This window comes from Shimia aestuarii (assembly GCF_022814865.1).
GTDB lineage: Bacteria > Pseudomonadota > Alphaproteobacteria > Rhodobacterales > Rhodobacteraceae > Shimia > Shimia aestuarii_A.
This window is the reverse complement of sequence record NZ_JAKVRD010000003.1, coordinates 1-23,819: the sequence shown is the minus strand read 5'-3', so window position 1 is coordinate 23,819 and position 23,819 is coordinate 1. Positions and strand designations below refer to the sequence as shown.

Below are 23,819 nucleotides of genomic sequence, written 5' to 3'. Positions count from 1 at the left end.
CGCCTTGCAAGTGCGCCCAATGCCTCATAGGTTCCCTGCGACTTGGCGGGGGGTGGCCCCGCACGCAAACGAGGAACACCCACATGGAACAATTCGGCCAGTTTCTGCCGCTTATCCTGATCTTCGGGATCATGTATTTCCTGCTCATCCGTCCGCAGCAGAAGAAAATGAAAGACCATCAGAAAATGGTCGAGGCCCTGCGCCGGGGCGATCAGGTCGTCACGCAAGGCGGTCTCATCGGCAAGGTGGCGAAGGTCAAGGACGACAATGAAATCGAAGTCGAACTGGCCGAGGGCGTCAAGGTGCGTGTGGTCAAGTCGACCATTGCCCAAGTCCTGAGCAAGACCGAACCGGCGAGCGCCGAATAAATCTCCTGCTGACAGGGTTCTGACGATGCTGCAAATCGACCTTTGGAAACGGGTCCTGATCTGGGCCACTTGTGCGATCGGCTTGCTTCTTGCGACGCCGAACGCGTTCTACGAAAGGGTCGAGGCGAGCAATGACGCCGTGGCCGCGCTTGAGCTTGGCTATAGCGGCAACGGGTTGGAGGAGCAGGCGGCGCTTTGGCCATCGTTCCTTCCATCGGGCCTTGTCAATCTTGGCCTCGACCTTCGGGGCGGGGCGCATCTTCTCGCAGAGGTGAAGGTCGCGGATGTCTATGACACGCGGATCAAGTCCATGTGGCCCGAAGTGCGTGATCTTCTGCGCGAAGAGCGGGCCACCATCGGCACCATCCGTCTTCAGGACTCGGCCCCCGGCATCATGCGGGTGCGGATTTCCAAGCCCGACCAGGTGCAACAGGCGGCGTCGCTTGTCCGTGGCCTTGCGCGGCCCGTGGCCTCTGTCGCGGCGGCGGGACAGTCGGATATCACCGTTCGTGTCGAGGGTGCGGATATTATCGTCGAACTTTCGGAAGCCGAGAAACTTGCCACGGACGAACAGACCGTGCGTCAGGCGCTCGAGATCATTCGGCGCCGGATCGACGAGGTTGGCACCCGTGAGCCGACCATCCAGCGACAGGGTGCAGATCGTATCCTGATCCAAGTGCCGGGCATTGGCTCTGCGGCGGAACTTAAGGAAATCATCGGCACCACGGCACAGTTGACCTTCCACCCGGTTGTCGGGCGCGGCGCGGATGCCGAGGCAAACCCCGGACCGGGCAATGAGATCGTCCCGGCGCTCGACCAAGAGGGCGTTTTCTACTCGGTGGAGAGCGCGCCAGTCGTGACGGGCGATGAGCTTGTCGATGCACAGCCGTCCTTTGACCAGAATGGCCGTCCTGCGGTGTCGTTCCGGTTCAATGTCGGGGGCGCGCGCAAGTTTGGCGACTACACCGCCGAGAACATCGGATCGCCCTTTGCCATCGTGCTTGACGGCGAGGTGGTGTCGGCGCCGGTCATCCAGTCGCATATTCCGGGCGGCTCGGGGATCATTACCGGCAACTTCACCGTCGAAGAATCCACCAATCTTGCTGTTCTGCTGCGCGCGGGTGCGCTTCCGGCGGGGCTTGAGTTCCTCGAAGAGCGCACGATTGGCCCCGAGCTTGGCCAAGACAGCATCGAGGCGGGTAAGGTCGCGTGTATCGTGGCCTTTGCCGCGGTCCTCGTCTTTATGTTCCTCAGCTACGGCACCTTTGGTCTTTTCGCCAATATCGCACTGATCCTCAACGTGGGTCTGATCTTTGGTCTTCTGAGCCTTGTCGGCGCGACGCTGACCCTGCCGGGGATCGCGGGGATCGTCCTCACCATCGGTATGGCGGTGGATGCCAACGTGCTTGTCTTTGAGCGTATCCGCGAAGAGAGCAAGGCGGGGCGGGGTCCGGCGCGGGCCATCGACCTTGGCTATGAAAAGGCGCTTTCGGCGATTGTCGACGCCAATATCACCACCTTCATCACTGCGGCCATCCTGTTCGCTGTGGGCTCCGGCCCGGTGCGCGGCTTTGCCATCACCCTCGGCCTCGGCATCGTGACCTCGGTCTTCACGGCGATCTACGTGACGCGCCTGATGATCGTGATCTGGTACGAACGCCGCCGACCCAAGACAATCGAGGTATAAGCCATGCGTTTGAGACTCGTTCCGCAAGAGACCAAATGGGATTTCTTCAGCCGGCCTGCGCTTTGGCTTGGCATCTCGGGGTTTCTGATGGTGCTCGCGCTGGTGAGCTTTTTCGTCCAAGGGCTCAACTACGGCATCGACTTTCGCGGTGGCACGACGATCCGCACCGAGAGTGCGCAAAGCGTGGATGTCGGGGTTTACCGAGACGCGATCGCGCCGCTTGAGCTTGGCGATGTGACGATCACGGAAGTGTTCGATCCCAATTTCGACGAAAACCAGAATGTCACGATGATCCGTATTCAGGCTCAGGATGGGCAGGAATCGGTGACGGCCGACGTGATCCAGCAGATCGAATCCGCGCTTCGGGGTGTGGTGCCGGATATCAGCTTTGTCTCGGTGGAATCGGTTGGTCCGAAGGTTTCGGGCGAGTTGATCCAGACAGCCGTGGTCGCGGTGCTTCTCGCGATTGGTGCGGTCCTGATCTATATCTGGCTGCGCTTTGAGTGGCAGTTCGCGCTCGGCGCGGTGGCCGCACTTGTGCATGACGTGGTGTTGACCATCGGTGTTTTCTCGGAGCTTCAGATCCGCTTTGACCTTGCGATTATCGCGGCGCTTTTGACCATCGTGGGCTATTCGCTCAACGATACCGTGGTTGTGTTCGACCGGGTGCGGGAGAACCTGCGCAAGTATAAGAAGATGGAGCTCAAAGAGGTTCTCAACCTCTCGATCAACGAGACTCTGAGCCGGACGGTGATGACCTCGGTGACGACGCTTCTGGCGCTGATCTCGCTCTTCGTGCTTGGCGGCGACGTGATCCGCGGCTTTGTCTTCGCGATGATCTGGGGCGTGATTGTGGGGACGTATTCCTCGGTCTTTGTGGCCTCGGCAGTGCTTCTCAAACTCGGCGTGAAGCGCGATTGGTCCAAGCCCTCGAACACCTCGGGCAACCAGTTCGCCAATATTGATGCCTGATCTTCTTGGTGGGGTGGCCTCGGTCGAGGGGCTGCCCTGGCTTATCCTTGCGGCCTTTGTCGCCGGGACGGTGCGAGGGTTTTCAGGCTTTGGCACCGCGTTGATCTACCTGCCCCTCGCGGGGCGGTTCATTGATCCGATCTGGGCCATCCTGACGCTGGCGGTCATGGATATGTTCGGCCCGCTTCCAAACGCCCCGTCGGCGTGGCGCAATGGACATCCGCGCGATGTCATGCGGCTTTGGGCCGGGACGTTGGTGGCGCTGCCCATTGGCCTTATGGTGCTTTACGCGGTCGATCCGGCGGTGTTTCGCTATGGTGTGTCTTTCCTCGCCCTTGGGATGCTTGCGGCCTTGGTTCTTGGGCTGCGGTATCAGGGGATGGTCACGCGGCCCATGGTCTACGGGATTGGCGGTGCGGCAGGGTTCCTTGGCGGCGCGGCGGGCCTGCCGGGGCCGCCGGTGATCCTATTTTACATGGCCAGCCCGCATGGCGCGCGTGTGGTGCGGGCCAATACGATGATCTACCTGTTGGGGTATGACGTGTTGCTCATGGGGGTTCTGGCGCTGCAAGATCGGCTGACGCTGACGCCGGTGCTTCTTGGAGTGGCGCTCGCGGTGCCGAACATCCTTGGCAATCTCCTTGGGGCGCGGATCTTTGACCCAGCGCGCGAGACCCTTTATCGCTGGGTGGCCTATGCCATGATTGCCGCCTCGGCGATTGGCGGATTGCCGTTCCTGTCGGGAGGACATTGAACATGAAAATGAGCGAAGTGCAGTATGACGAGGCCGTGCCGATCGAAGGCTATGGGCCGGGGTTCTTCCGCGTTGGCGGCGAGATCATCGAGGGCGGCGCGATCATTCATGCGACCGGCGCGCGCAGTTGGCAGGGTTATGACGATCTGGACAGTGTCCTTGCGCTCGGGGGGAAGGTCGATGTGATCCTGATGGGGACGGGAGAGACCATGGCGCCGATCCCGGCGACGTTCAAAGAGCCGCTCGAGGCGGCAGGGATCGGGGTTGAACCGATGGCCTCGGCCTCGGCCTGCCGAACCTATAACGTGCTGGTCTCGGAGGGGCGGCGCGTGGCGGCGGTGGTCCTGCCAGTGGGGGCGGCGGACTGAGCGCCCTGCGACATCGCTTCCCGGTCCAAGCATTTCCCTTTTGTCAGGGGGCGCGATGGGGTAAGCGAATGCCATGACTTTGACGGTGACAGACCTGACCATTTCTCGCGGCGGTATCCCGGTGCTGGAGGGGCTTAACTTCACGCTCGCACCGGGGCGTGCGCTCGTGTTGCGCGGGCCGAACGGGGTTGGCAAAACCACGCTTCTGCGCACGGTCGCGGGGCTCCAGCCGCCGGTGCGCGGCACGGTGACGGCCGATCCTGAGAGCATGGCCTATGCGGCCCATAGCGACGGGCTCAAGGCGACGCTGAGCGTGCGCGAGAACCTCTTGTTCTGGGCCGATGTGTTCGGCACCAAGGAGATCGACGCGGCGCTTGACGGGTTTCGTTTACGTGAGTTGATTGACCGTCCGGCGGGCGGGCTTTCGGCGGGTCAGAAACGCCGTCTTGGCCTTGCGCGGCTACTCGTCACCGGGCGGCCGATCTGGATCTTGGATGAACCGACCGTCTCGCTCGATGTGGAGTCGGTCGCGCTTTTTGCGGATGCCGTGCGCGCCCATCTTGCAGGCGGGGGCAGCGCCCTTATCGCGACGCATATCGATCTTGGTCTTGAGGCAGATGTGTTCGATGTCGGCCCATACCGCGCCAAGGCGACCTCGAACCACGATGCGTTCTCGAGCGATTTCGATGAGGGCTTCTTATGATTGCCCTTTTGATGCGGGATCTGCGTCTTGCGATGCGCGCAGGCGGGGGCTTTGGGCTTGGCCTTGCCTTTTTCCTCATCGTGACGGTGCTTGTGCCGTTTGGCGTCGGGCCGGAGAGCACGCTTCTGGCCAAGATCGCGCCGGGCATTCTTTGGCTTGGCGCGCTTTTGGCCTGCCTGTTGTCGCTTGACCGGATTTTCGCCCTTGATTGGGAGGATGGCTCTCTCGACCTTCTGGCGACCTCGCCTTTGCCGATGGAGGGCGTGGTATCAGTCAAGGCGCTGGCGCATTGGGTGACGACGGGCTTGCCGCTTTGCCTTGCGGCGCCGATCTTTGGCGTGCTGCTGCACCTGCCGGATCAAGGCCACACCTGGGTGGTGCTTTCGCTCCTTATCGGGACACCGGCGCTTTCGGTGATTGGCACGTTTGGCGCGGCGTTGACGGTGGGTCTCAAGCGGGGCGGGCTGCTTCTGTCGCTGCTCGTGCTGCCGCTCTATGTGCCGACGCTCATCTTTGGCTCGGAAGTGGCGCGGCGTGGGATTGAAGGCTTGAGCACGACGACACCGCTCTTGATGTTGGGCGGGATCACCTTTGGCACCATTGCCTTGCTGCCCTTTGCCAGCGCCTTGGTGCTTCGGGTCAATCTTCGGTAGGGAAACGTAAATGCGATCCGCATCATTTGATCCGGATCAGGGACGCCGGGGCGGCTCACTGTCATGTGAGATGCAAGAGGCGCAAAGGAGCGTTAGGAGACGATATGGCATCACTCTGGGAATATGCGAATCCGGTCAAGTTCATCCGCACCGCGGAAACCGTTCTGCCGTGGGTGTCCATTCTCGCGACCGTGACTCTTGTTGCCGGGCTGGTCTGGGGGTTCTTCTTTACGCCGGATGATTATCGGCAGGGATCGACCGTGAAGATCATCTATATTCACGTACCGGCCGCCCTTATGGCGATCAACGTGTGGTTCATGATGCTTGTCACCTCGCTTGTCTGGCTCATCCGGCGGCACCATGTTTCGGCGCTTGCGGCCAAGGCAGCGGCGCCGGTGGGGGCGATCATGACGGTGATTGCGCTTGCCACCGGGGCGATCTGGGGTCAACCGATGTGGGGCACGTGGTGGGAATGGGATCCGCGTCTGACCTCGTTCCTGATCCTGTTCCTGTTCTACCTTGGCTACATGGCCCTTTGGGAGGCGATTGATAACCCGGATACGGCGGCGGATCTGACGGCGGTTCTTTGTATTGTGGGGTCGGTCTTTGCGATCCTGAGCCGCTACGCGGTCAACTTCTGGAACCAGGGGCTGCATCAGGGGGCGTCCCTTTCGCTTGATAAGGAAGAGAACGTGGCGGATGTGTTCTCGACCCCGCTTTATATTTCGATTGCCGGGTTTATCTTGTTGTTCATCGCGCTTGTGTTCCTGCGCACGCGAACGGAAATCTATAAGCGGCGCACGAAGGCGCTGCTCGCTCGGGAGAGACTCGGATGATGCCGGATCTTGGGAAATACGCGGACGCGGTCCTGTCGTCCTATGTGGTGTCGATCCTCTTGTTGGTCGTGCTTGTGGTGATGAGCCTGCGCGCCGCGAAAAAGGCGCGTGCGGAGTTGCAGAAACTGGAGGATCGCCGTCGTGGCTAAGATCTCGCCCCTGATGATTGCCCCGCCTGCGATTTTTGCGGGCCTTGCGGCGTTGTTCTTCATCGGTATGAACCGGGATGACCCGGATGCCTTACCCTCGATGCTTATCGGGAAACAGGTGCCGACCGTGGAGGGGCTTCAACCCTTGTCGGGGACAGAGCTCCTCACTGATGAGGTTCTACAGGGGCCGGGGATCAAACTGGTGAATTTCTGGGGCACGTGGTGCGTTGCCTGTCGGGCGGAGCATCCGACGCTTTTGGTCATTGAGGACATTTTGCCGGTGACGCTTCATGGTGTGAATTTCGACGACACCAAGGCTAAGGCGGAGAAATACCTTGCCGAAGAGGGCAACCCGTTCACCACGCTCGGCGAAGCGTCGACGACGCGGACCAAGATCGATTGGGGCGTCTATGGCGCGCCTGAGACCTTTGTCATCGATGAGGACGGCACGGTGCTCTATCGCTTTGCCGGGCCGATCACCAGCCGGGTGATCGAGACGACGATTGGCCCAATCGTGGCAGAGGCGCTGGCGGACTGATCTTCGCGGAAAACTGGTAGTCAGTGGAGTGGCCCCTGTTCGGGGCCACGCTTGTTTGAGCCTTGGTCTTTGCGTGGCAAAGCCCAAGGCGGAAGGTCTGCTCGGAGTCACCAAAGCAGCGACATCGGGGGAAACGAAAAAGCCCCGCCGGGCGTGGCGGGGCTTTTCTGTGTGTTGGAGGGGGTCAGGATTTGGCGAGGTTGCGCAGCACGTAGTGCAACACACCGCCGTTCTCGACATATTCCTTTTCCGGTGCGGTATCGATGCGGCACTGGAGGGTGATGGTCTTGGTGCTGCCATCCGCAAAGGTGATGTCGCATGGGACCTGATCCTGTGGCTCGATCGTGTCGAGGCCGTGGATGGAGACGGTTTCGTCCCCTGTCAGGCCGAGGGTCTTGCGCGTGTCGCCGCCGGTAAACTCGAACGGGATCACGCCCATGCCGACAAGGTTGGAACGGTGGATGCGCTCGAAGCTTTCGGCGATGACGGCCTTGACGCCGAGCAGTGCAGTGCCCTTGGCGGCCCAGTCGCGCGAGGAGCCCGCGCCATATTGTTCGCCGCCGAACACGACAAGCGGTGTGCCGTTCGCCTGATGCGCCATGGAGGCGTCGAAGACGGAGGTTTGCGCGCCGTCGGGGCCTTTGGTGTAGCCGCCTTCAACCCCGTCGAGCATCTCGTTCTTGATGCGGATATTGGCGAAGGTGCCACGCATCATGATCTCGTGGTTGCCGCGGCGCGAGCCGTAGGAGTTAAACTCGCGCGGCTCAACCTGACGTTCCATGAGGTACTGGCCAGCGGGCGAGGATTGCGCGAAGGAGCCTGCGGGCGAGATGTGGTCGGTGGTGACCATGTCACCGAGCAGCAGGAGGACGCGCGCCCCTTCGATATTGGTGATCGCGCCTTTTTCCATGCCCATGCCCTGAAAGTAGGGCGGGTTCTGGATATAGGTCGAGGCGGGGGGCCAGTCATAGGTTTCGGCATCCGTGGTCTCGACCCCGCGCCATTTCTCGTCGCCCTTGAAGACATCGGCGTATTTCGACTGGAACGCCTCGCGGGTGACGGTCTGTTCGACAAGCTCGGCGATTTCGGCCTGGGTCGGCCAGATGTCCTTGAGGTAGACATCCTTTCCGTCGGGCGTCTGGGCGATGGGGTCGGTGGCGATGTTGATGTTCATGTCACCGGCCAGCGCATAGGCCACGACGAGGGGCGGCGAGGCGAGGTAGTTGGCGCGCACGTCGGGCGAAATGCGGCCCTCGAAGTTGCGGTTGCCCGAGAGCACGGAGGTTGCCACGAGGTCGCCCTCGGCGATGGCTTCGGAGAGCTCTTTCTGGATCGGGCCGGAGTTGCCGATGCAGGTCGTGCAGCCGTAGCCGACGAGGTTGAAGCCGATGGCGTCGAGGTGCTTTTGCAGACCGGCGGCCTCGAGATATTCGGTCACGACTTGCGAACCGGGGGCGAGGGAGGTTTTGACCCAAGGCTTGCGGTTGAGGCCAAGCTCGTGCGCCTTCTTGGCCACCAGCCCGGCGCCGATCATCACATAGGGGTTCGAAGTGTTGGTGCAGGACGTGATCGAGGCGATCACCACGGAGCCATCGCGCAGTTCATAGTCTTCGCCCGCGACTTTCTGGGATTTGCGCGGGTCGATGATGGGGTCGGGGGTGGGGCCTTCGGAGGCCATGTCCTCGGCCTCGGCGGTTTGGCTTTCGCCGCGGTATTCGGAGACCACGTTGAAGAAGGCGTCCGCGGCCTGATCGAGCGGGGTATAGTCCTGCGGGCGTTTGGGGCCGGAGACGGCGGGCACGATGGTACCCATGTCGAGCTTGAGCGTGTCGGTATAGATCGGGTTGTAGCTCGCGTCGCGCCAGAAGCCGTTTTCCTTGGCGTAGGCTTCGACGAGGGCGATGCGGTCCTCGTCGCGGCCGGTGTTGCGCAGGTAGCGCAGGGTTTCGCCGTCGATGGGGAAGAAGCCGCAGGTGGCGCCGTATTCGGGGGCCATGTTGGCGATTGTGGCGCGGTCGGCGAGCGGCAGGCGGTCGAGACCGTCGCCGAAGAATTCGACGAATTTGCCGACGACGCCTTTTTCGCGCAGCATTTCTACAACCTTGAGAACGAGGTCGGTGCCGGTTGTGCCTTCGACCATTTCGCCGGTGAGTTCAAAGCCGATCACCTCGGGGATGAGCATCGAGATTGGCTGGCCGAGCATGGCGGCTTCGGCCTCGATCCCGCCAACGCCCCAGCCGAGGACGGCGGCACCGTTGACCATGGTGGTGTGGCTGTCGGTGCCGACGAGCGTATCGGGGTAGGCGACCATCTCGCCGTTCTGGTCCTCGTCGCTCCAGACGGTCTGGGCGAGGTATTCGAGATTCACCTGGTGGCAGATGCCGGTGCCGGGGGGCACGACGCGGAAGTTGTTGAACGCCTTCTGACCCCATTTGAGGAATTGGTAGCGCTCCATGTTGCGTTCATATTCGCGGTCCACGTTCATCTGGAAGGCGCGGGGATTGCCGAACTCGTCGATCATCACCGAGTGGTCGATGACGAGGTCCACGGGGTTCAGCGGGTTGATTTTCTGGGCGTCGCCACCAAGCGCCTTGATGCCATCGCGCATCGCGGCAAGGTCGACCACGGCGGGCACGCCGGTAAAGTCCTGCATCAGCACACGGGCCGGGCGATAGGCGATCTCGCGCGGGTTCTTGCCGCCATTCGCGGCCCATTCGCCAAACGCCTTGATGTCATCGACGGAGACGGAAAAGCCGTCATCTTCGAAGCGGAGCATGTTCTCGAGCACCACCTTGAGCGCGGCGGGGAGGTTTGCGAAATCCCCGAGACCGGCTTCTTGGGCGGCGGGAATGGAATAATAGGAGATCGTCTTGCCGTTGACGCTCAGGGTCTTGCGCGTCTGGGCGGTGTCCTTACCTACCTGGATTGTCATGGAAAAATACCTCCGAATCAACGTGGCATCAAGCAACGGCGGCCTTGCCGCTGCCAATTGGCATATAAGCAGTTCTTAGCACATTAAAAGCGATCCCGCAGGGCGCGGCCACCCTGATTGGAGGCTTGGGAGAAATAATTCCGGGCTTGGGGCGATCAGGAGGTGCGCTTTGCGGCGACTTGTGAGACATGAAGGAAAACGCCGCATGTCTTGCAACCAAAATGGAGTTGGTATACAGCGGCATACAATTGCATTTCGAGAGTCGGCACGCTCCGGTTTGGGCCGCCTGACTTTCCAGTTTTTCAGACACTAGACCGTAGGGAATGTCATGAGCCTGTACACCGACTACCTAACCGAGATCGAGACCCGCAAAGCAGAGGGTCTGCATCCGAAACCCATCGACGATGGCGCGCTGGTCGAGGAGCTGATTGCGCAGATCAAGGACACGGGCCATGCCGACCGCGCGGACTCGCTTGAGTTCTTCATCTACAACACGCTGCCCGGCACCACGAGCGCGGCAGGTGTGAAGGCGGCGTTTCTCAAGGAGATTATCCTTGGCAATGAGGCAGTGGCAGAGATCACGCCGGAATTCGCCTTCGAGCTGCTGTCGCACATGAAGGGCGGGCCGTCGATCGCAGTGCTTCTTGACATTGCGCTTGGCGAGGATGCGGCGCTTGCGGGGCAGGCGGCCGAGGTTCTGAAGACCCAAGTGTTCCTCTACGAGGCCGATATGGAACGCCTTGCCGAGGCCAACACGGCCGGCAACGCGGTCGCCAAGGATATTCTTGAAAGCTATGCCAAGGCGGAGTTCTTCACCAAGCTTCCCGAGGTTGAGGACGAGATCAAGGTCGTCACCTATATCGCCGCAGAGGGCGATATTTCGACCGACCTCCTCAGCCCCGGCAACCAGGCGCATTCGCGTTCGGACCGTGAACTGCACGGCAAATGCATGATCACCCCCGAGGCACAGGAAGAAATTCAGGCGCTTCAAAAGGCCAACCCGGATGCGCGCGTCATGCTCATCGCGGAAAAAGGTACGATGGGCGTCGGCTCGTCGCGGATGTCGGGCGTGAACAACGTTGCACTCTGGACCGGCAAAAAGGCCTCGCCCTATGTGCCTTTCGTCAACATCGCACCGGTTGTGGCGGGCACGAACGGCATCTCGCCGATCTTCCTCACCACCGTGGGCGTCACCGGCGGTATCGGCATTGACCTCAAGAACTGGGTCAAGAAGATCGGTGAGGACGGCAAGCCGGTTCTCGATGCCAATGGCGATCCGGTGCTTGAGCAGGTCTATTCGGTCGAAACCGGTAAGGTGCTGACCATCAACACCAAGGACAAGACGCTCTACGATGCCGAAGGCAATGCGCTCGTCGATATCTCGGCGTCCCTCACGGCGCAGAAGGTTGAATTCATCAAGGCGGGCGGGTCTTATGCCGTGGTCTTCGGCAAGAAGCTGCAGACATTCGCCGCTGAAGCGCTTGGGCAGGAATTGAAATCGGCCTATGCGCCGTCTCAGGAAGTCTCGGTGGCAGATCAGGGCCTGACCGCTGTTGAGAAGATCTTTAACAAGAACGCACGTGGCACGACGCCCGGCAAGACGCTTCATGCCGGATCGGACGTGCGGGTGCAGGTGAACGTGGTCGGGTCGCAGGACACCACCGGCCCGATGACGGCGCAGGAGCTTGAGGCGATGGCCGCGACGGTGATTTCGCCTTCCGTGGATGTCGGCTATCAGTCTGGCTGTCACACGGCGTCGGTCTGGGACAAAAAGGCCCAAGCCAACATTCCGCGCCTGATGGCGTTCATGAACAAGTTCGGCCTCATCACCGCGCGTGACCCGAAGGGCGAATATCACGCGATGACCGACGTGATCCACAAGGTGCTGAACGATATCACCGTGGATGATTGGGATATCATCATTGGTGGCGACAGCCACACGCGTATGTCCAAGGGCGTGGCCTTTGGCGCGGACTCGGGGACTGTGGCGCTAGCGCTGGCGACCGGCGAAGCAACGATGCCGATCCCGGAATCCGTCAAGGTCACCTTCAAGGGCGCGATGGCTGATCACCTCGATTTCCGCGATGTGGTGCACGCCACGCAGGCGCAAATGCTCAAGCAGCATGGCGACAACGTCTTCCAAGGCCGTATCATCGAAGTGCACATCGGCACGCTTCTGGCGGACCAAGCGTTTACCTTCACCGACTGGACCGCAGAAATGAAGGCGAAGGCCTCGATCTGTATTTCCAATGATGAAACGCTTATCGGGTCGCTCGAACTGGCGAAATCGCGCATTCAGGTGATGATCGACAAGGGCATGGACAACGCCGCGGGGACGCTTCAGGGCCTGATCGACAAGGCCGACAAGCGCATCGCCGAGATCAAGTCGGGCGAAAAGCCGGCGCTGACCCCGGATGCCAACGCGAAATACTTCGCCGAGGTTGTTGTTGATCTCGACGAGATCACCGAACCGATGATCGCGGACCCGGATGTCAACAACGCTGATGTCTCCAAACGCTACACGCATGACACCATCCGCCCGGTATCGTTCTACGGTGCCGAGAAGAAGGTTGATCTTGGGTTTGTCGGCTCGTGCATGGTGCACAAGGGGGACATGAAGATCGTTGCCCAGATGCTCAAGAACCTCGAGAAGACCGCCGGTAAGGTCGAATTCAAGGCGCCGCTCGTTGTTGCTGCGCCGACCTACAACATCATCGACGAGTTGAAGGAAGAGGGCGATTGGGAAATCCTTGAGCGCTACTCGGGCTTTGAGTTCGACGATCTCTTCCCGAAATCGCAGGCGCGCACCGAGTATGAGAACATTCTCTACCTTGAGCGTCCCGGCTGTAACCTCTGCATGGGCAACCAGGAGAAAGCCGCGAAGGGCGACACAGTGCTTGCCACCTCTACGCGCCTGTTCCAGGGCCGCGTCGTGGAAGACAGCGCCGAGAAGAAGGGCGAGTCGCTTCTGGCGTCGACCCCGGTTGTCGTTCTGTCGGCGATCCTTGGCCGCACGCCCAACATGGACGAGTACAAGGCCGCCGTGGAAGGCATCGATCTCACCAAGTTCGCTCCGCCGCTTGCCAAGCCGGAAGGCGCGCGTTCGGTGCACTTCTAAGATGGCGGCCCGGTGACGGGCAGAGCCGCGTATAGAAGGGGCCTCGCGGCGATCCGTGAGGCCCCTTTTTCATGTTTTTCGGATGCGTCTTTGTAACATAGCGCTCGCGAAACCTTTATTGGCCTTTGTGGCGCTGTGAGCCTAGTTTCATCAGCGTTCAGGCAAGGGGCGCCACCACAATGAAATCACTTTTCGCACTTATGACATTCGGTTGGCTCGCGCTCGCGGGCAGCATGGCAACGGCGCAGTCCGGGCCTGTTGTGGTCGAGCTTTTCACCTCGCAGGGGTGTTCTTCGTGCCCGCCAGCGGATGCCTATTTCGCGAAGGAGCTTGCGGGGCGGGAGGATGTGATCGCCCTCGCATTGCATGTGGATTACTGGGACTACCTTGGCTGGAAAGACAATTTCGCCAACCCCGCCTTTACCAAGCGCCAGAAGCAATATGCGCGCGCGTCGGGGCATCGGATGGTCTATACGCCGCAGATCATAGTCGGAGGACGCGATCATGTCGTCGGCAATCACCCCAAGGAAGTCAAAGCGCTGTTGAAGTCGCATCGTGCAGCGCCCTCTGCGGTGCGCGTTAATCTCAAGCGTGTCGGCGGCCGGGTTGAAATCAAGGCGAGCGCCAGCGAGACACCGGGGGCGATGGTCGTGCATCTGGTGCGCTATGAGCCAGAAGACGAAGTGGCGATCAAGCGCGGTGAGAATGCGGGGCGCAAGCTCGTCTATGCCAATATCGTGACGGATTGGCACGTGGTGGCGGAATGGGACGGACGTGCGCCGTTGCAAATCGAAGCCCCGGCGGCAGGCGATGCGCCTGTGGTCGCTCTGGTGCAGGGCAAGGGCAATGGCCCGATCTTTGCTGCGGACCGGATTGAGTAGCCTCAGGACGAGGCGCCGGGCTTCTTTCGTAGGTCGATGTCGGCGTATTTCCAGCGGCGGTGAATCCAGAACCATTGATCCATGTTCTCCCGCACGAGGCTTTCCAGCCCGTCATTGACGGCTTGCGTCATGGTGATGGGATCGGAATGGGGGATTTCATCCTGCGCCACGATGCGAAATCCGAAACCGTCAGGATCGCGTAGTCCGTAAACCGGGATCAGCGCGGCGTTGAACTTGAGCGCGAGCTCGGCCGTGACGAGGGAGGTGCGGGCCTTCTGACCGAAAAAGTCGAGCGCTTCGCCGTCCTGCACGTAGAGATCGGTGAGGATGCCGAGGATGCCGCCGGCCCGGATATGGCGCACCATCTCGATCATCCCCTTGCGGCCTTGCTCAAAAAGTGGCGTACCGATGCGCGAGATGGAGCGCACGTAGTGGGCATTGAAATAGGGGTTCGACATGCGCCGATACAGCGCGCCCATGTTGTAGCCGCGATGGATCAGGTTGGCGCGCACGGCGTCGTAATTGCCCATGTGGCCGGTGACGAGGATCACCGGTCGGCCCTCGGCGCGGGCAGCTTCGAGCCGGGCAAGGCCGGGGCCCTCGATCGGGGCCTCGATGGCGCGGGCGACAAACTCGGGGCCGGAATAGATTTCGATCAGGGTGCGGCCGACATTGTCAGGCACCGCGTGGCAGAGCCTGTCGACCTCGGCCTGCGGCAGCTCTGGGCAGGTATGGGCGAGGTTCTCGCGGATGCGGCGGCGATAGCCTGCGATCGGTGCGATCACCTTAGCCACAAGCCAGCCCATGAGGCGCACGCGCGTCTCGTAAGGAAGGGCGAGCGCACCGCGGATCGCCCCGCGCAGGACAAGGTTGCTCAGATAATCGGTGCGGCTGCCCTTTGGGCTTTGGATGGGATCGGACATATGCGGGACCGGGCCTAGCGGAAGGTTTCGCGGTGCCAGACATATGTCCCGGCACCGGCAATCACAAGCGCGCCGACAATCGTCCAGAGATCGGGGACTTCGCCATAGAAGATGAGACCCCAGACCGTGGCAAAGATCAGGCCGGTATAGGCGAAGGGGGCGAGAAGGCTTGCTTCGCCCTCAGAGAGCGCGCGGATCAGCAAGAGTTGCGACAGGGTGCCGAACGCCACGAGAAGACCCATCAGGCCAAGCGCGGTCATGTCGGGGGTCTGCCAGTCGGGCAGGACAATCGCCGAAAGCACGATGGCGCCAAAGAGCGCGGTGTAGAGCATCGAGGTCCAGACGTTTTCATCTTTGCCGACAAACCGGGTGGCGAGGGCGTAGCCTGAATAGAACAGGGCAGCGCCGAGTGGGTAGACCGCGTAAGGCGAGAAGACATCGGTGCCAGGGCGGATCACGATCAGCGCCCCGACGAGCGACACGGCAATCCCGGCGATGCGCCGCGGCCCGAGCCGTTCATGCAGGAAGAGTGCCGCGCCAAGGGTGATGAGGACGGGATTCACATCCATGATCGCGGTCGCCTCGGCCAAACCGATATGGGTAATCCCGGTGAAAAAACAGAAGGTTGCGCACATCAGGAAGACGGAGCGCATGAGTTGCAGTTTCGGATAGCGCGTCTTGAGCACGCCGGGTATGTGCCGTGCGACGAGGATCAGGACGATCAATGTTTGCCCCGCGTAGCGCGTCCAGAGCGCCTGCATCACGCCGATACGTGGCGCGAGCGCCTTGGCGGTGGCATCCATCAGAGAAAAGAACAGGATGGCGCAGATCATCAGCAGGATGGCGCGCGCGTTGGGTGAGAGGCTCTTCATGGCCTCTTCCCTATGCCGGGGCGCGCGGCCTGTAAACTGTTAAGCGGTGTCGGCGTCCTCGTCGTCGGGGTTGCGCAGCGTGATCTCGCCCGCATCTGCCAGAGCACGGATCGCGCCGACGATTTCGGCCATGGCGGCTTCGCCCTCGGGCGGCGGGACGCGGCCGCGCTCTTCAACCTCTTCGCGCAGTTGATCGGCCATTCGGCTCGACATGTTGTCGAGGAGAAAGGCGGCGACCGGCGACGTTTCGGGGGCAATGGCCGCCCCAAGGGCGGCGATGAGGCGGGCCTGATCCACGTCGCGGATCACGCGGGGCACATCGCGCGGACTGAGCCGAGCGGGGATGTCAGGGAAGGTGAAGATCGCCTTGCGCACGGCCTCGGCAAAGGCGGCGTCGGCCTCGTCTAGGCCAGTAAGCACGTCATCGCGGGTTGTTGAACGGGAGTAGTTCAGGATCGCGCCGACGCGCGAAGAAGGATCGTCAGCGAAGGCGCGGGGCGGTGTGTCGTCAAGTTGCGCGACGAGCGAGAGGCCAATCCGGTCCACCGCGTCCGGGGTCACGGCGCCGGTGAGGGACATGGCATAGGTGATGCGGCGGGCCTTCTCGCCGGGCAATTCTCCGAGAAGTTCGGCGGCGCGGCTCACGTCGAGCTTGGCCAGCATGACGGCGGCGACTTCTGTGCTCTCCCGGTCGCATATTTCGGTCAGTTGCTCCGTAGAGAGCGCCCGCAGCCGTTGCCAGGGATCGCCCGCCTGCCGCACCCCGGCCTCTTTGCGAAGGCGCGCGGCGGTCAACGGTGAGATCCGCCCTTCAAGCGCAGAGAGCGCCCCGCCGATCCCGGCAGGAAAGGTTAGGCCCACGGCCTCCAACTCGCCCGCAAATTCAAGCACCACCTCGGCCAGCGTTTCGCGGTCGATATAGCGCATGTCGCCCATGAGTTTGGTCAGGTCGGCCTGCATATCGTCGGGGAGGTCGGAGAGCGAGACATCGGCGCCTTCGTTCAGCAGGAAGCGCACGATGATCGCGGCTTTCTGGCGGCGGGAGAGGTGGGCAGAAGGGAGGGCGCCCGGCCGCGGGGCGGCCAGGGGAATTGGTGCGGTCTCACTCGGCATGGGCTACCTCCTTTCCGGTCGGAGGCAGTTAACCCACCAAGGGTGAAGAAACCCTTAGTAGCTGTAGGTCGAACCTGAGCGGATCGCCGTGGCGAGGGCGGTCTCAGCCCATGTATCTTGCCCGCCACGGGCGCGGATTTCGCGCAGTTGCGCCTTGGCGAAGGAGATCTGGCCAGACTCGACAAAGGATTGCCCCATATAAGAGCGCACCAGAAGGTTATCGGGATTGGTCTTGAGCGCCTTGTTGTAGAAGCTCATACCAAGCGCGCGGTTGCCAAGTTTGCGGTGCGTAAAGCCCCAATAGGTCAGGACGCGATCATCGCTTTGGTCGGACATCGCGGCAAGGATCGCTTGGGCGGTCTCATATTGCCCGGCGTAAGCATATTCGCGCACCGCACCATAGAGCACATCATCAGAGAGGCGCGATTCACGCGGCGCGACGCATTTCTTCTTGGCAGGATCCCAGACCTCGCCTTTCTTGCAGTCCTTCGTGGTCTGCGTTGGCTTTGGCGGCGAGAAACTGTCGGAGCCTGCGGCAAGGGCGGCCATGGGAAGTGCAAGACAGGTTGCGGCGATCACTAGGGATTTGTGTAGCATGGGGTGTCCTGTGAGAGAGGGATGTTGGGATGCTATTTGGGGGCGTAGAGCGACGTCAAGCGAGGACGCTTCGCGGGGAAAAGCTACCGGCGCAGGGTATCTGCGACGCAGGTTTTCTCTTCGGCATCCCAGTAGTAGCCATCATTACAGTTCTCACGGTTCTCATCCGAGAAGATCGTCAAAGTGCTGAAATGGCCCTTGGGCAGCAATTGGGCCTGGGCGATGGCGGGGAGGCTGGCAAGCGTGGCAATCAGGGCAAGGCGTGTCATCGGAGTCTCCTGTGAATATTATTGCGCATGTAGCGGGCCGCTTGGGGCGGGCCAGTCGGGGCGTTTCACATTTCCGTCAGAACCAATCCCGTCACCGAGTTGCATTGCCGGGTCTGCGCCCGGCATAGTGGGGCTGCGGGCCTTTTGGGTTCGACGGCAAGAAAGGGAAGACATATGCGGGTCTTTCAAATTCTGATCTCGGACAAACCCGTCACGGAAGACAGGTTCTCGCCCGACCTCAATCGCAATATCGTCTCGCTCAAGGCGACCTATCCAGAGGCGGACTATGTGCGCTATGGCGAGGAAGAGTTGCTTCAGTTTCTGGCGGATGAGTACCCAAAGGAGGTTCTCGAAGCCTATACGGCGCTGACGGCGTTTGCCTTCAAGGCCGATCTCGCCCGGCTTTGCCTGCTGTATCACTATGGCGGGGTGTATTCGGATTTGTCCTATTTTCATCTGCGTCCCATGGCGCTTCCGAAGGACAAGGATATGATCGCCTTTCGAGATATCGCGGGGCATCCGTCTTGGGCGACGAGCAATGGCATGATCTGTGCCCGCGCGGGCGCGCCGCAGCTTGCCCGAGCCATTGATCGGATCGTGGCGCATCACAAGGCGCTCTATTACGGGCAGCATCCGCTAGATCCGACGGGGCCGTTCATGTTCGGCCGGGTGCTTTGCGAAGGCGAGGATTGGCCGCGTGTGGCGTTCGGGGACTCGCGGTCGCTTGGCAAGGACGCAGGCGGGCGCAATCAGATCGCCAAGATCCTACCTGGTGGCGAGATCGTCGCCATCCGCAACAAGGACCGCGATTGCTGTATCGACGAGATGGTGAAGGGGCATTCCAATCACTACGTGAAAATCTGGGAGTCCGGACGGCTTTGGAGCGAGCCGGGGATTGTGACGCGGCTGAGATCAAAGATCTTGCCTTGAACCAGGCGCTGGACTGTGGTCGGGTTTCGTTTTCGCAGGTGCGAATTTCAATGTGACAAGAAGGGGTTAGACGGTGATGTTGCAAGACGCAGGGGCACAAGTTGCAGAACTTGATGCGGAGGGCGTGTGTGTTCTGAGCGGGGCGCTTGATGCGGAGAAGATCGCAGCGCTGCGCGACACCTGCCTTAGGCAACGTGGCCTCATGGGCCAGACGCGCGACATCGACCACTCGCAGCACCTTGCCGGGTTTCACCGCTTCGACGCCTTTGCCGGGGTGGATCAGGCGTTTCAGCACTGCGATGCAATCAACGGGTTCCTCGATGCTTATTTTGGTCCGGGAGCATACGCGCCCATCGGGCTGAGCGATATCACGATCAATCGCTCTCAACACTGGCATACGGATTTGCTGCGCGGGCCCTATGCGCGGTTTCTGGACGGTGTGGACCCGTGGGCATCGACACGAGGAGAGTGCCTCAAGGCTTTGATTTACTTGCAAGATGGCAAGAGCTTGCGGTTTGTGAAAGGATCGCATCGCGCGCCGTCGCCGCTTGACGATGCGGCGCTGGACGAATTGGCGCGGGCGCAGCGGGATACACAGCTCGACATCAAGGCGGGCGACGTGGTGATGATGGATATTCGCGGTTTGCATCGCGGCGCGACCGATGCCGAGATGGCGCGGGCCGAGATGGTCGATGCGCCCAAGATCCTCTTGGCGCATGTGTTCGGAAAACGCGGCGCGCCCTTCGCAGAGGCGATGGAGAAGGGCAATGCGGCGCGGATGCAGGACTGGGACGCCAAGTTCCTGCCCGAAGGTCTTCGCCCCGCATGAGGCATGAAAAAGCCGACCTGCGGGACAGGTCGGCCTTGTTGTTCAGTGACGTCTGTCGGGCTTAGCCGAACACGCGCTTGAAGATCGTATCGACGTGTTTCGTATGATAGTCCATGTCGAATTTCGCCTTGATGCCATCGACACCGAGCGCCTTCACCACGTCCTCATCCGCGAGCAGTTGCTCTTGGAAATCGACGCGCTCTTCCCAGACCTTGAGGGCGTTACGCTGAACCATGGAATAGGCGTCTTCGCGGCTCACGCCGGCTTGGGTCAGGGCAAGGAGGACGCGCTGTGACATGACGAGGCCCGGGAATTTGTTCATGTTGTCGAGCATGTTCTCGGGGAAGATCAGCATCTTCTCGACCACACCGGCAAGGCGGTTCAGCGCGAAGTCGAGCGTCACGGTGGCGTCCGGGCCAATGCCGCGCTCGACCGAGGAGTGCGAGATGTCACGTTCGTGCCAGAGGGCGACGTTCTCCATCGCCGGGATCACCGTCATCCGCACGAGGCGGGCAAGGCCGGTGAGGTTCTCGGTCAGAACCGGGTTCTTCTTGTGCGGCATCGCCGAAGAGCCTTTCTGGCCCATCGAGAAAAACTCTGCGCCTTCAAGGACTTCGGTGCGCTGCATGTGGCGGATTTCGATGGCGATATTCTCGATCGAGGATGCGATGACGCCGAGCACGGCAAAGAACATGGCGTGGCGGTCGCGCGGGATCACTTGCGTCGAGATCGGCTCGGGCGAGAGGCCCATTTCCTTGCAGACGTGTTCTTCGACCGCCGGGTCGATGTTGGCAAACGTGCCGACTGCGCCGGAGATCGCGCCGGTGGCAACCTCGTCGCGGGCTTGTTGCAGGCGCGCCTTGTTGCGGTCCATTTCGGCATAGAAACGCGCGAAGGTGAGGCCCATGGTGGTCGGTTCGGCGTGGATGCCGTGGGAGCGGCCGACGCGGACCGTCATCTTGTGTTCCATGGCGCGGGTCTTGAGGGCGGCGAGCACCTTGTCGAGATCGGCGAGCAGGATGTCGGCGGCGCGCACCAGCTGCACATTGAGGCAGGTGTCGAGCACGTCCGAGGAGGTCATGCCCTGATGGACAAAGCGGGCCTCTTCGCTGCCGACATGTTCGGCGAGATGGGTGAGGAAGGCGATCACGTCATGCTTGGTCACGGCTTCGATCTCGTCGATCCGGGCGACGTCGAATTCCACGTCCTTGGCTTTCCAGACGGCCTCGGCGTTTTCCTTCGGGATCACGCCAAGCGCGGCCTGTGCGTCGCAGGCGTGGGCCTCGATCTCGTACCAGATTTTGAACTTGGTTTCCGGCGACCAGATGGCGACCATTTCGGGGCGGGCATAGCGAGGGATCATGTCTCGGGCTTTCCGTATTGTGTGCGTGGACCTGTTGCGCGCGGTTTAGACCGAAGGGGGCCTGTGGGCAAGGTGCCGGGCGCGCACGGTGGCGAAAGACCTGCAAAAAAGGCGTTCTGCGGCGATCTGTATCGCGTCGGTATCACGTCGGTATTGCGTCGGTGCGCCGAAACGCCCGCTTTGGTTCACAGAGTTTGCCAGAAGGTGACCGCCACCCGGCTAGGCATCGCCCATGAGACGGGGATCGAACGGGTATTGCGTCAGGTTCTCGTGGCCGGTCTCGGTAATCAGCACTTGATCCTCGAGTTTGATCGAGAAGTCGCCGCCCACGGCGCCGGCGAGCACCTCGACGCAGAGCACCATTCCGGGCTCCAACTCGTAATCGAACGCGCCTTCGACCATGCGGTCGGGATAGGCGATCAGGGGCCATTCATCGCACAGGCCCACCCCATGCATCATGCAGCCGTATTTCTGATCCTGAAACTGGTCGTCGAGGCGGTGACAGGCGCGGGAGATGTCTTGCATGTTCACGCCGGGTTTCAGAAGCTCCATGTTGGTCATGATGTGCTCATGGGCATGTTGCATGGCATAGATCATGTCGGGGCGGGGGGCCTGATCCCCGATCCACCATGTGCGCGAGATGTCGACGCAGATGCCATAAGAGCCGACGAGATCGGTATCGAAGGCGACGATCTCGTTGTTCTGGACAATGCGGGGGCCGCATTCCTGAAACCACGGGTTGGTGCGGGGGCCGGAAGTCAGGAGGCGGGTCTCGATCCATTCGCCGCCGCGGCGGATGTTTTCGGCGTGCAGCACGGCCCAGATATCATCCTCGCTCATCTCGCCGCGCGGCACGCCGCTGCGGGCGGCGTGTTCCATCGCGGCAACCGCCGTTTCGCAGGCATGCGAGGCGCAGCGCATGGCGAGGATTTCGTCGGGGCCTTTGACGGAGCGGGCCTTCTCGGTCACTTCTTCGCCCTCCATGATCTCAAAGCCTTGCGCCTTGAGGGCGCGAAGCCCGTGGATCATGATCTTGTCGACGGCGAGGCGCGTGTTGCCGGGGCTATGTTCGGCGAGGATCTGGCGGACCTCGTTGGAGAACGTATCGGCGGCGATGTCGATCTTGTCGCCACGGTCGAAATAGAACAGGTCGGCACCGGAACGGGCTTCGCGCACGAGCGGGTTGAATTCCGACAGGAAGGGCGAGTTCTTGTAGTCCCAGATCACCATGTAGCCATCGGCGCACAGGAGCAGGGCGCGGAAGGGGTTATGGGTGTTCCAGAGCTGCATATTGGTCGAGTCGGTGGCGTAGCGGATGTTGAGCGGGTCGAACATCAGTAGGCCCGCATAGCCGCGCTCGACGATATGATTGGTCAGCCGTTCCCAGCGGTAGCGGCGCATCGCCTGAAGATCGGGCAGCACCAGCCCCGCCGCGTCCCATTCTGCGAGCGCGAGGCGCGTCGGGCCGATCTCGACACGGTTCATGTCGTTCGGGGTATTGTCGCGCGTGCGCTCGCCTTGGGTCGGGTCGATCTTGCGGATGTCACGGTAATGATCGCGCATGGCCAGTCCTCCTCTGGGTCGCGAGAAGGGTGGCGCGCGATTTGCCGGCGATCCTATCCGTTTGCGACGTGGTTCATGTCTTTTTTCGGCTGTGACCGGATTTTGGCGGTGCTAGGGTCCGGACCATGAGCGAGATATTACAGACGACGATCCCCTTTGAGGCGCTGTCCGAGGCGCGCTTGCCGGGGATTTCACCGCTGGAGCCGACGGATTGGATTGTCATCGACGAGGCCTATGACGGGCAGATGGCGCGGCGTGAGGCGTTGTTGGAGGGGCGGCGCGCGACGGTGCTTGCGCTGGACGAGCGCGCGCGTCCTGCGGCGCGGGAATTGCTTGAGACCGTGTTGGCCGCGTTGGACGCGCGGGCGGATTTCATCGAGGCCGGGGCGCAGGTCATCTGTCCGGATGGGCGAAGGGTTGCGATTGATTGGGACGACCCTCTCGGCACGTTGGGGCGGCTTGTGCAGGAGGATTTCTGTCTGCTTGAAAAGCGCGGCGAAGAGCATGTGTTGATCGGGGCGGTCTTGTGTTTCCCGGCAAGCTGGACGCTGGCGGAGAAGTTCTTGCAGCCGCTCGTCGGCATCCATGCGCCGGTGCCCGAGTATACCGAGGATATTGCGCGGCGGGTGCAGCGGCTCTTTGACGGGGTGCGTCCGGAGCGGCCCCTGTGGCGGTTCAATGCGCTTTGGTATGATGATCCAGAGCTACATCAACCGCGCTCGGCCAAGGAGCCGAGGCGGGTCTCACCCGGCGAAAGCGGCCCCTATTTCAGGTGCGAGAAGCAAAGCATCCTGCGTCTGCCGGAAACGGGCGTGGCGGTATTTTCGATCCATACTTTTGTGGTGGCGCGCGAAAATATGATGGCGGATCAGAACGCGCCCATGGCCAGCCCCGCGCCGAGCGCCTGACCAAGCTCGCGGCATTGGGCGAGGGCCTCCTCGGGGAGGGTTTTCTCGGCAAGGATGGCCTCGGGGGTCTGGGCGGCGGTGTTGATGATGAAACCGGGCTGAACTTCCTTGAGGCGCCAGCCGGTGGCGATGCGGGCCAGTTGGCGCTTGGCGTTTTCACCATCGGAGCCGGCACAAATCATCAGCGCATAGGGGCGGCCTTCGATGCGGCCCAAGACCGGGTAGTAACAGCGGTCAAAGAACTCCTTCATCGCGCCGGACAGGGCTGCGAGGTTCTCGGGGCCGCAGAAGATATAGCCATCCGCAGACAGGAGATCGTCGGGGTTCGCGTCCTCGGCCCTGAGGAGGGTCGTGTCGACCTCCTCCTTGGCGGCCGCGTAGGCGGCCTCCGCCATCTGACGGCTTCCGCCGGTGCGGGAATGATAGACGATCAGCAGTTTCGGCATGGGGCCTCCGTTTGGGGAGAGCCTAACGGGATTGGGGCGGCGAGGGG

The 23,819-nt window shown here is 61.6% G+C and carries 24 protein-coding genes; 15 read left to right on the top strand and 9 right to left on the bottom strand.

The genetic code is table 11. The features are described from left to right. Positions 1-83 precede the first annotated feature (83 nt). From yajC to MK745_RS03970, 10 genes are all read left to right on the top strand, one after another. Entirely contained in the window at positions 84-368 is a 285-nt protein-coding gene (gene yajC / locus MK745_RS04015; protein WP_243611983.1) for a preprotein translocase subunit YajC, read from the top strand. A gap of 25 nt (positions 369-393) precedes the next feature. Then, entirely contained in the window at positions 394-2,055 is a 1,662-nt protein-coding gene (secD, locus tag MK745_RS04010; RefSeq protein ID WP_243611982.1) for a protein translocase subunit SecD, read from the top strand. 3 nt (positions 2,056-2,058) lie between these two features. Beyond that, positions 2,059-3,027 carry a protein translocase subunit SecF gene (gene secF / locus MK745_RS04005; RefSeq protein WP_243611981.1) on the top strand — a complete coding sequence of 323 codons (969 nt, stop codon included), beginning with the start codon at positions 2,059-2,061 and terminating at the stop codon, positions 3,025-3,027. After that, positions 3,020-3,781, top strand: a complete 762-nt coding sequence (locus MK745_RS04000) for a sulfite exporter TauE/SafE family protein (protein WP_243611980.1) — start codon at positions 3,020-3,022, stop codon at positions 3,779-3,781. The genes secF and MK745_RS04000 overlap by 8 nt, the downstream gene beginning before the upstream one ends. A 2-nt stretch (positions 3,782-3,783) precedes the next feature. Beyond that, complete coding sequence (locus tag MK745_RS03995) at positions 3,784-4,149, top strand: Mth938-like domain-containing protein (RefSeq protein ID WP_243611979.1); 366 nt, start codon at positions 3,784-3,786, stop codon at positions 4,147-4,149. Positions 4,150-4,222: 73 nt separating this feature from the next. Continuing rightward, positions 4,223-4,852 carry a heme ABC exporter ATP-binding protein CcmA gene (gene ccmA, locus MK745_RS03990; RefSeq protein ID WP_243611978.1) on the top strand — a complete coding sequence of 210 codons (630 nt, stop codon included), beginning with the start codon at positions 4,223-4,225 and terminating at the stop codon, positions 4,850-4,852. Beyond that, positions 4,849-5,505 (top strand): heme exporter protein CcmB, encoded by a 657-nt coding sequence (gene ccmB / locus MK745_RS03985; protein WP_243611977.1) that lies wholly within the window; start codon positions 4,849-4,851, stop codon positions 5,503-5,505. The genes ccmA and ccmB overlap by 4 nt, the downstream gene beginning before the upstream one ends. Positions 5,506-5,609: 104 nt before the next feature. Further along, positions 5,610-6,341, top strand: coding sequence for a heme ABC transporter permease (locus tag MK745_RS03980; RefSeq protein ID WP_243611976.1), 732 nt, complete (start codon positions 5,610-5,612; stop codon positions 6,339-6,341). Next, positions 6,338-6,490, top strand: a complete 153-nt coding sequence (gene ccmD, locus MK745_RS03975; RefSeq protein ID WP_243611975.1) for a heme exporter protein CcmD — start codon at positions 6,338-6,340, stop codon at positions 6,488-6,490. Before MK745_RS03980 ends, ccmD begins: the two co-directional genes overlap by 4 nt. After that, a complete protein-coding gene (locus tag MK745_RS03970; RefSeq protein ID WP_243611974.1) occupies positions 6,483-7,028 on the top strand; it encodes a DsbE family thiol:disulfide interchange protein in 546 nt (181 codons plus the stop codon). Before ccmD ends, MK745_RS03970 begins: the two co-directional genes overlap by 8 nt. A gap of 184 nt (positions 7,029-7,212) precedes the next feature. Here MK745_RS03970 and acnA read toward each other — a convergent pair whose 3' ends face one another. Next, on the bottom strand, positions 7,213-9,960 hold the full coding sequence (gene acnA, locus MK745_RS03965; RefSeq protein ID WP_243611973.1) for an aconitate hydratase AcnA: 2,748 nt from the start codon (positions 9,958-9,960) through the stop codon (positions 7,213-7,215). 328 nt (positions 9,961-10,288) lie between these two features. Between acnA and MK745_RS03960 the strand changes: the two genes are divergently transcribed. Then, positions 10,289-13,078: a bifunctional aconitate hydratase 2/2-methylisocitrate dehydratase gene (locus tag MK745_RS03960; protein WP_243611972.1), complete on the top strand. Its 2,790-nt coding sequence runs from the start codon at positions 10,289-10,291 to the stop codon at positions 13,076-13,078. Positions 13,079-13,257: 179 nt separating this feature from the next. Continuing rightward, a complete protein-coding gene (locus tag MK745_RS03955) occupies positions 13,258-13,959 on the top strand; it encodes a DUF1223 domain-containing protein (RefSeq protein ID WP_243611971.1) in 702 nt (233 codons plus the stop codon). 2 nt (positions 13,960-13,961) lie between these two features. Here the strand turns inward: MK745_RS03955 and MK745_RS03950 are convergent, their stop codons facing one another. The 5 genes from MK745_RS03950 to MK745_RS03930 form a co-directional block, all read right to left on the bottom strand. Then, complete coding sequence (locus tag MK745_RS03950; RefSeq protein WP_243611970.1) at positions 13,962-14,882, bottom strand: lysophospholipid acyltransferase family protein; 921 nt, start codon at positions 14,880-14,882, stop codon at positions 13,962-13,964. A 14-nt stretch (positions 14,883-14,896) separates the two neighbouring features. Continuing rightward, positions 14,897-15,754 (bottom strand): DMT family transporter, encoded by an 858-nt coding sequence (locus tag MK745_RS03945; RefSeq protein WP_243611969.1) that lies wholly within the window; start codon positions 15,752-15,754, stop codon positions 14,897-14,899. 39 nt (positions 15,755-15,793) lie between these two features. Beyond that, positions 15,794-16,867 (bottom strand): flagellar motor switch protein FliG, encoded by a 1,074-nt coding sequence (locus tag MK745_RS03940; RefSeq protein WP_243611968.1) that lies wholly within the window; start codon positions 16,865-16,867, stop codon positions 15,794-15,796. Positions 16,868-16,921: 54 nt separating this feature from the next. Beyond that, positions 16,922-17,464 (bottom strand): tetratricopeptide repeat protein, encoded by a 543-nt coding sequence (locus tag MK745_RS03935; protein ID WP_243611967.1) that lies wholly within the window; start codon positions 17,462-17,464, stop codon positions 16,922-16,924. Positions 17,465-17,547: 83 nt separating this feature from the next. After that, positions 17,548-17,733 carry a hypothetical protein gene (locus MK745_RS03930; RefSeq protein ID WP_243611966.1) on the bottom strand — a complete coding sequence of 62 codons (186 nt, stop codon included), beginning with the start codon at positions 17,731-17,733 and terminating at the stop codon, positions 17,548-17,550. A 174-nt stretch (positions 17,734-17,907) separates the two neighbouring features. On the opposite strand from MK745_RS03930, the gene MK745_RS03925 reads away from it, so the two are divergent. Both MK745_RS03925 and MK745_RS03920 read left to right on the top strand, forming a co-directional pair. Continuing rightward, positions 17,908-18,663 (top strand): glycosyltransferase family 32 protein, encoded by a 756-nt coding sequence (locus MK745_RS03925; RefSeq protein WP_243611965.1) that lies wholly within the window; start codon positions 17,908-17,910, stop codon positions 18,661-18,663. 76 nt (positions 18,664-18,739) lie between these two features. Beyond that, the gene (locus MK745_RS03920; RefSeq protein ID WP_243611964.1) at positions 18,740-19,492 is read left to right on the top strand and encodes a hypothetical protein; all 753 of its coding nucleotides are present in this window, start codon (positions 18,740-18,742) and stop codon (positions 19,490-19,492) included. 61 nt (positions 19,493-19,553) lie between these two features. Here the strand turns inward: MK745_RS03920 and purB are convergent, their stop codons facing one another. Both purB and dddP read right to left on the bottom strand, forming a co-directional pair. After that, positions 19,554-20,855 (bottom strand): adenylosuccinate lyase, encoded by a 1,302-nt coding sequence (gene purB, locus MK745_RS03915; RefSeq protein ID WP_243611963.1) that lies wholly within the window; start codon positions 20,853-20,855, stop codon positions 19,554-19,556. A gap of 219 nt (positions 20,856-21,074) precedes the next feature. Further along, positions 21,075-22,418: a dimethylsulfonioproprionate lyase DddP gene (gene dddP / locus MK745_RS03910; protein WP_243611962.1), complete on the bottom strand. Its 1,344-nt coding sequence runs from the start codon at positions 22,416-22,418 to the stop codon at positions 21,075-21,077. A gap of 125 nt (positions 22,419-22,543) precedes the next feature. Here dddP and MK745_RS03905 point away from each other — a divergent pair, with 125 nt between their 5' ends. After that, on the top strand, positions 22,544-23,326 hold the full coding sequence (locus MK745_RS03905) for a heme-dependent oxidative N-demethylase family protein (protein WP_243611961.1): 783 nt from the start codon (positions 22,544-22,546) through the stop codon (positions 23,324-23,326). On the opposite strand, the gene MK745_RS03900 is transcribed toward MK745_RS03905, so the two are convergent. Further along, positions 23,287-23,772 carry a flavodoxin family protein gene (locus tag MK745_RS03900; RefSeq protein ID WP_243611960.1) on the bottom strand — a complete coding sequence of 162 codons (486 nt, stop codon included), beginning with the start codon at positions 23,770-23,772 and terminating at the stop codon, positions 23,287-23,289. The two genes, MK745_RS03905 and MK745_RS03900, sit on opposite strands and share 40 nt — an antisense overlap. Between the last annotated feature and the right edge of the window lie 47 nt (positions 23,773-23,819).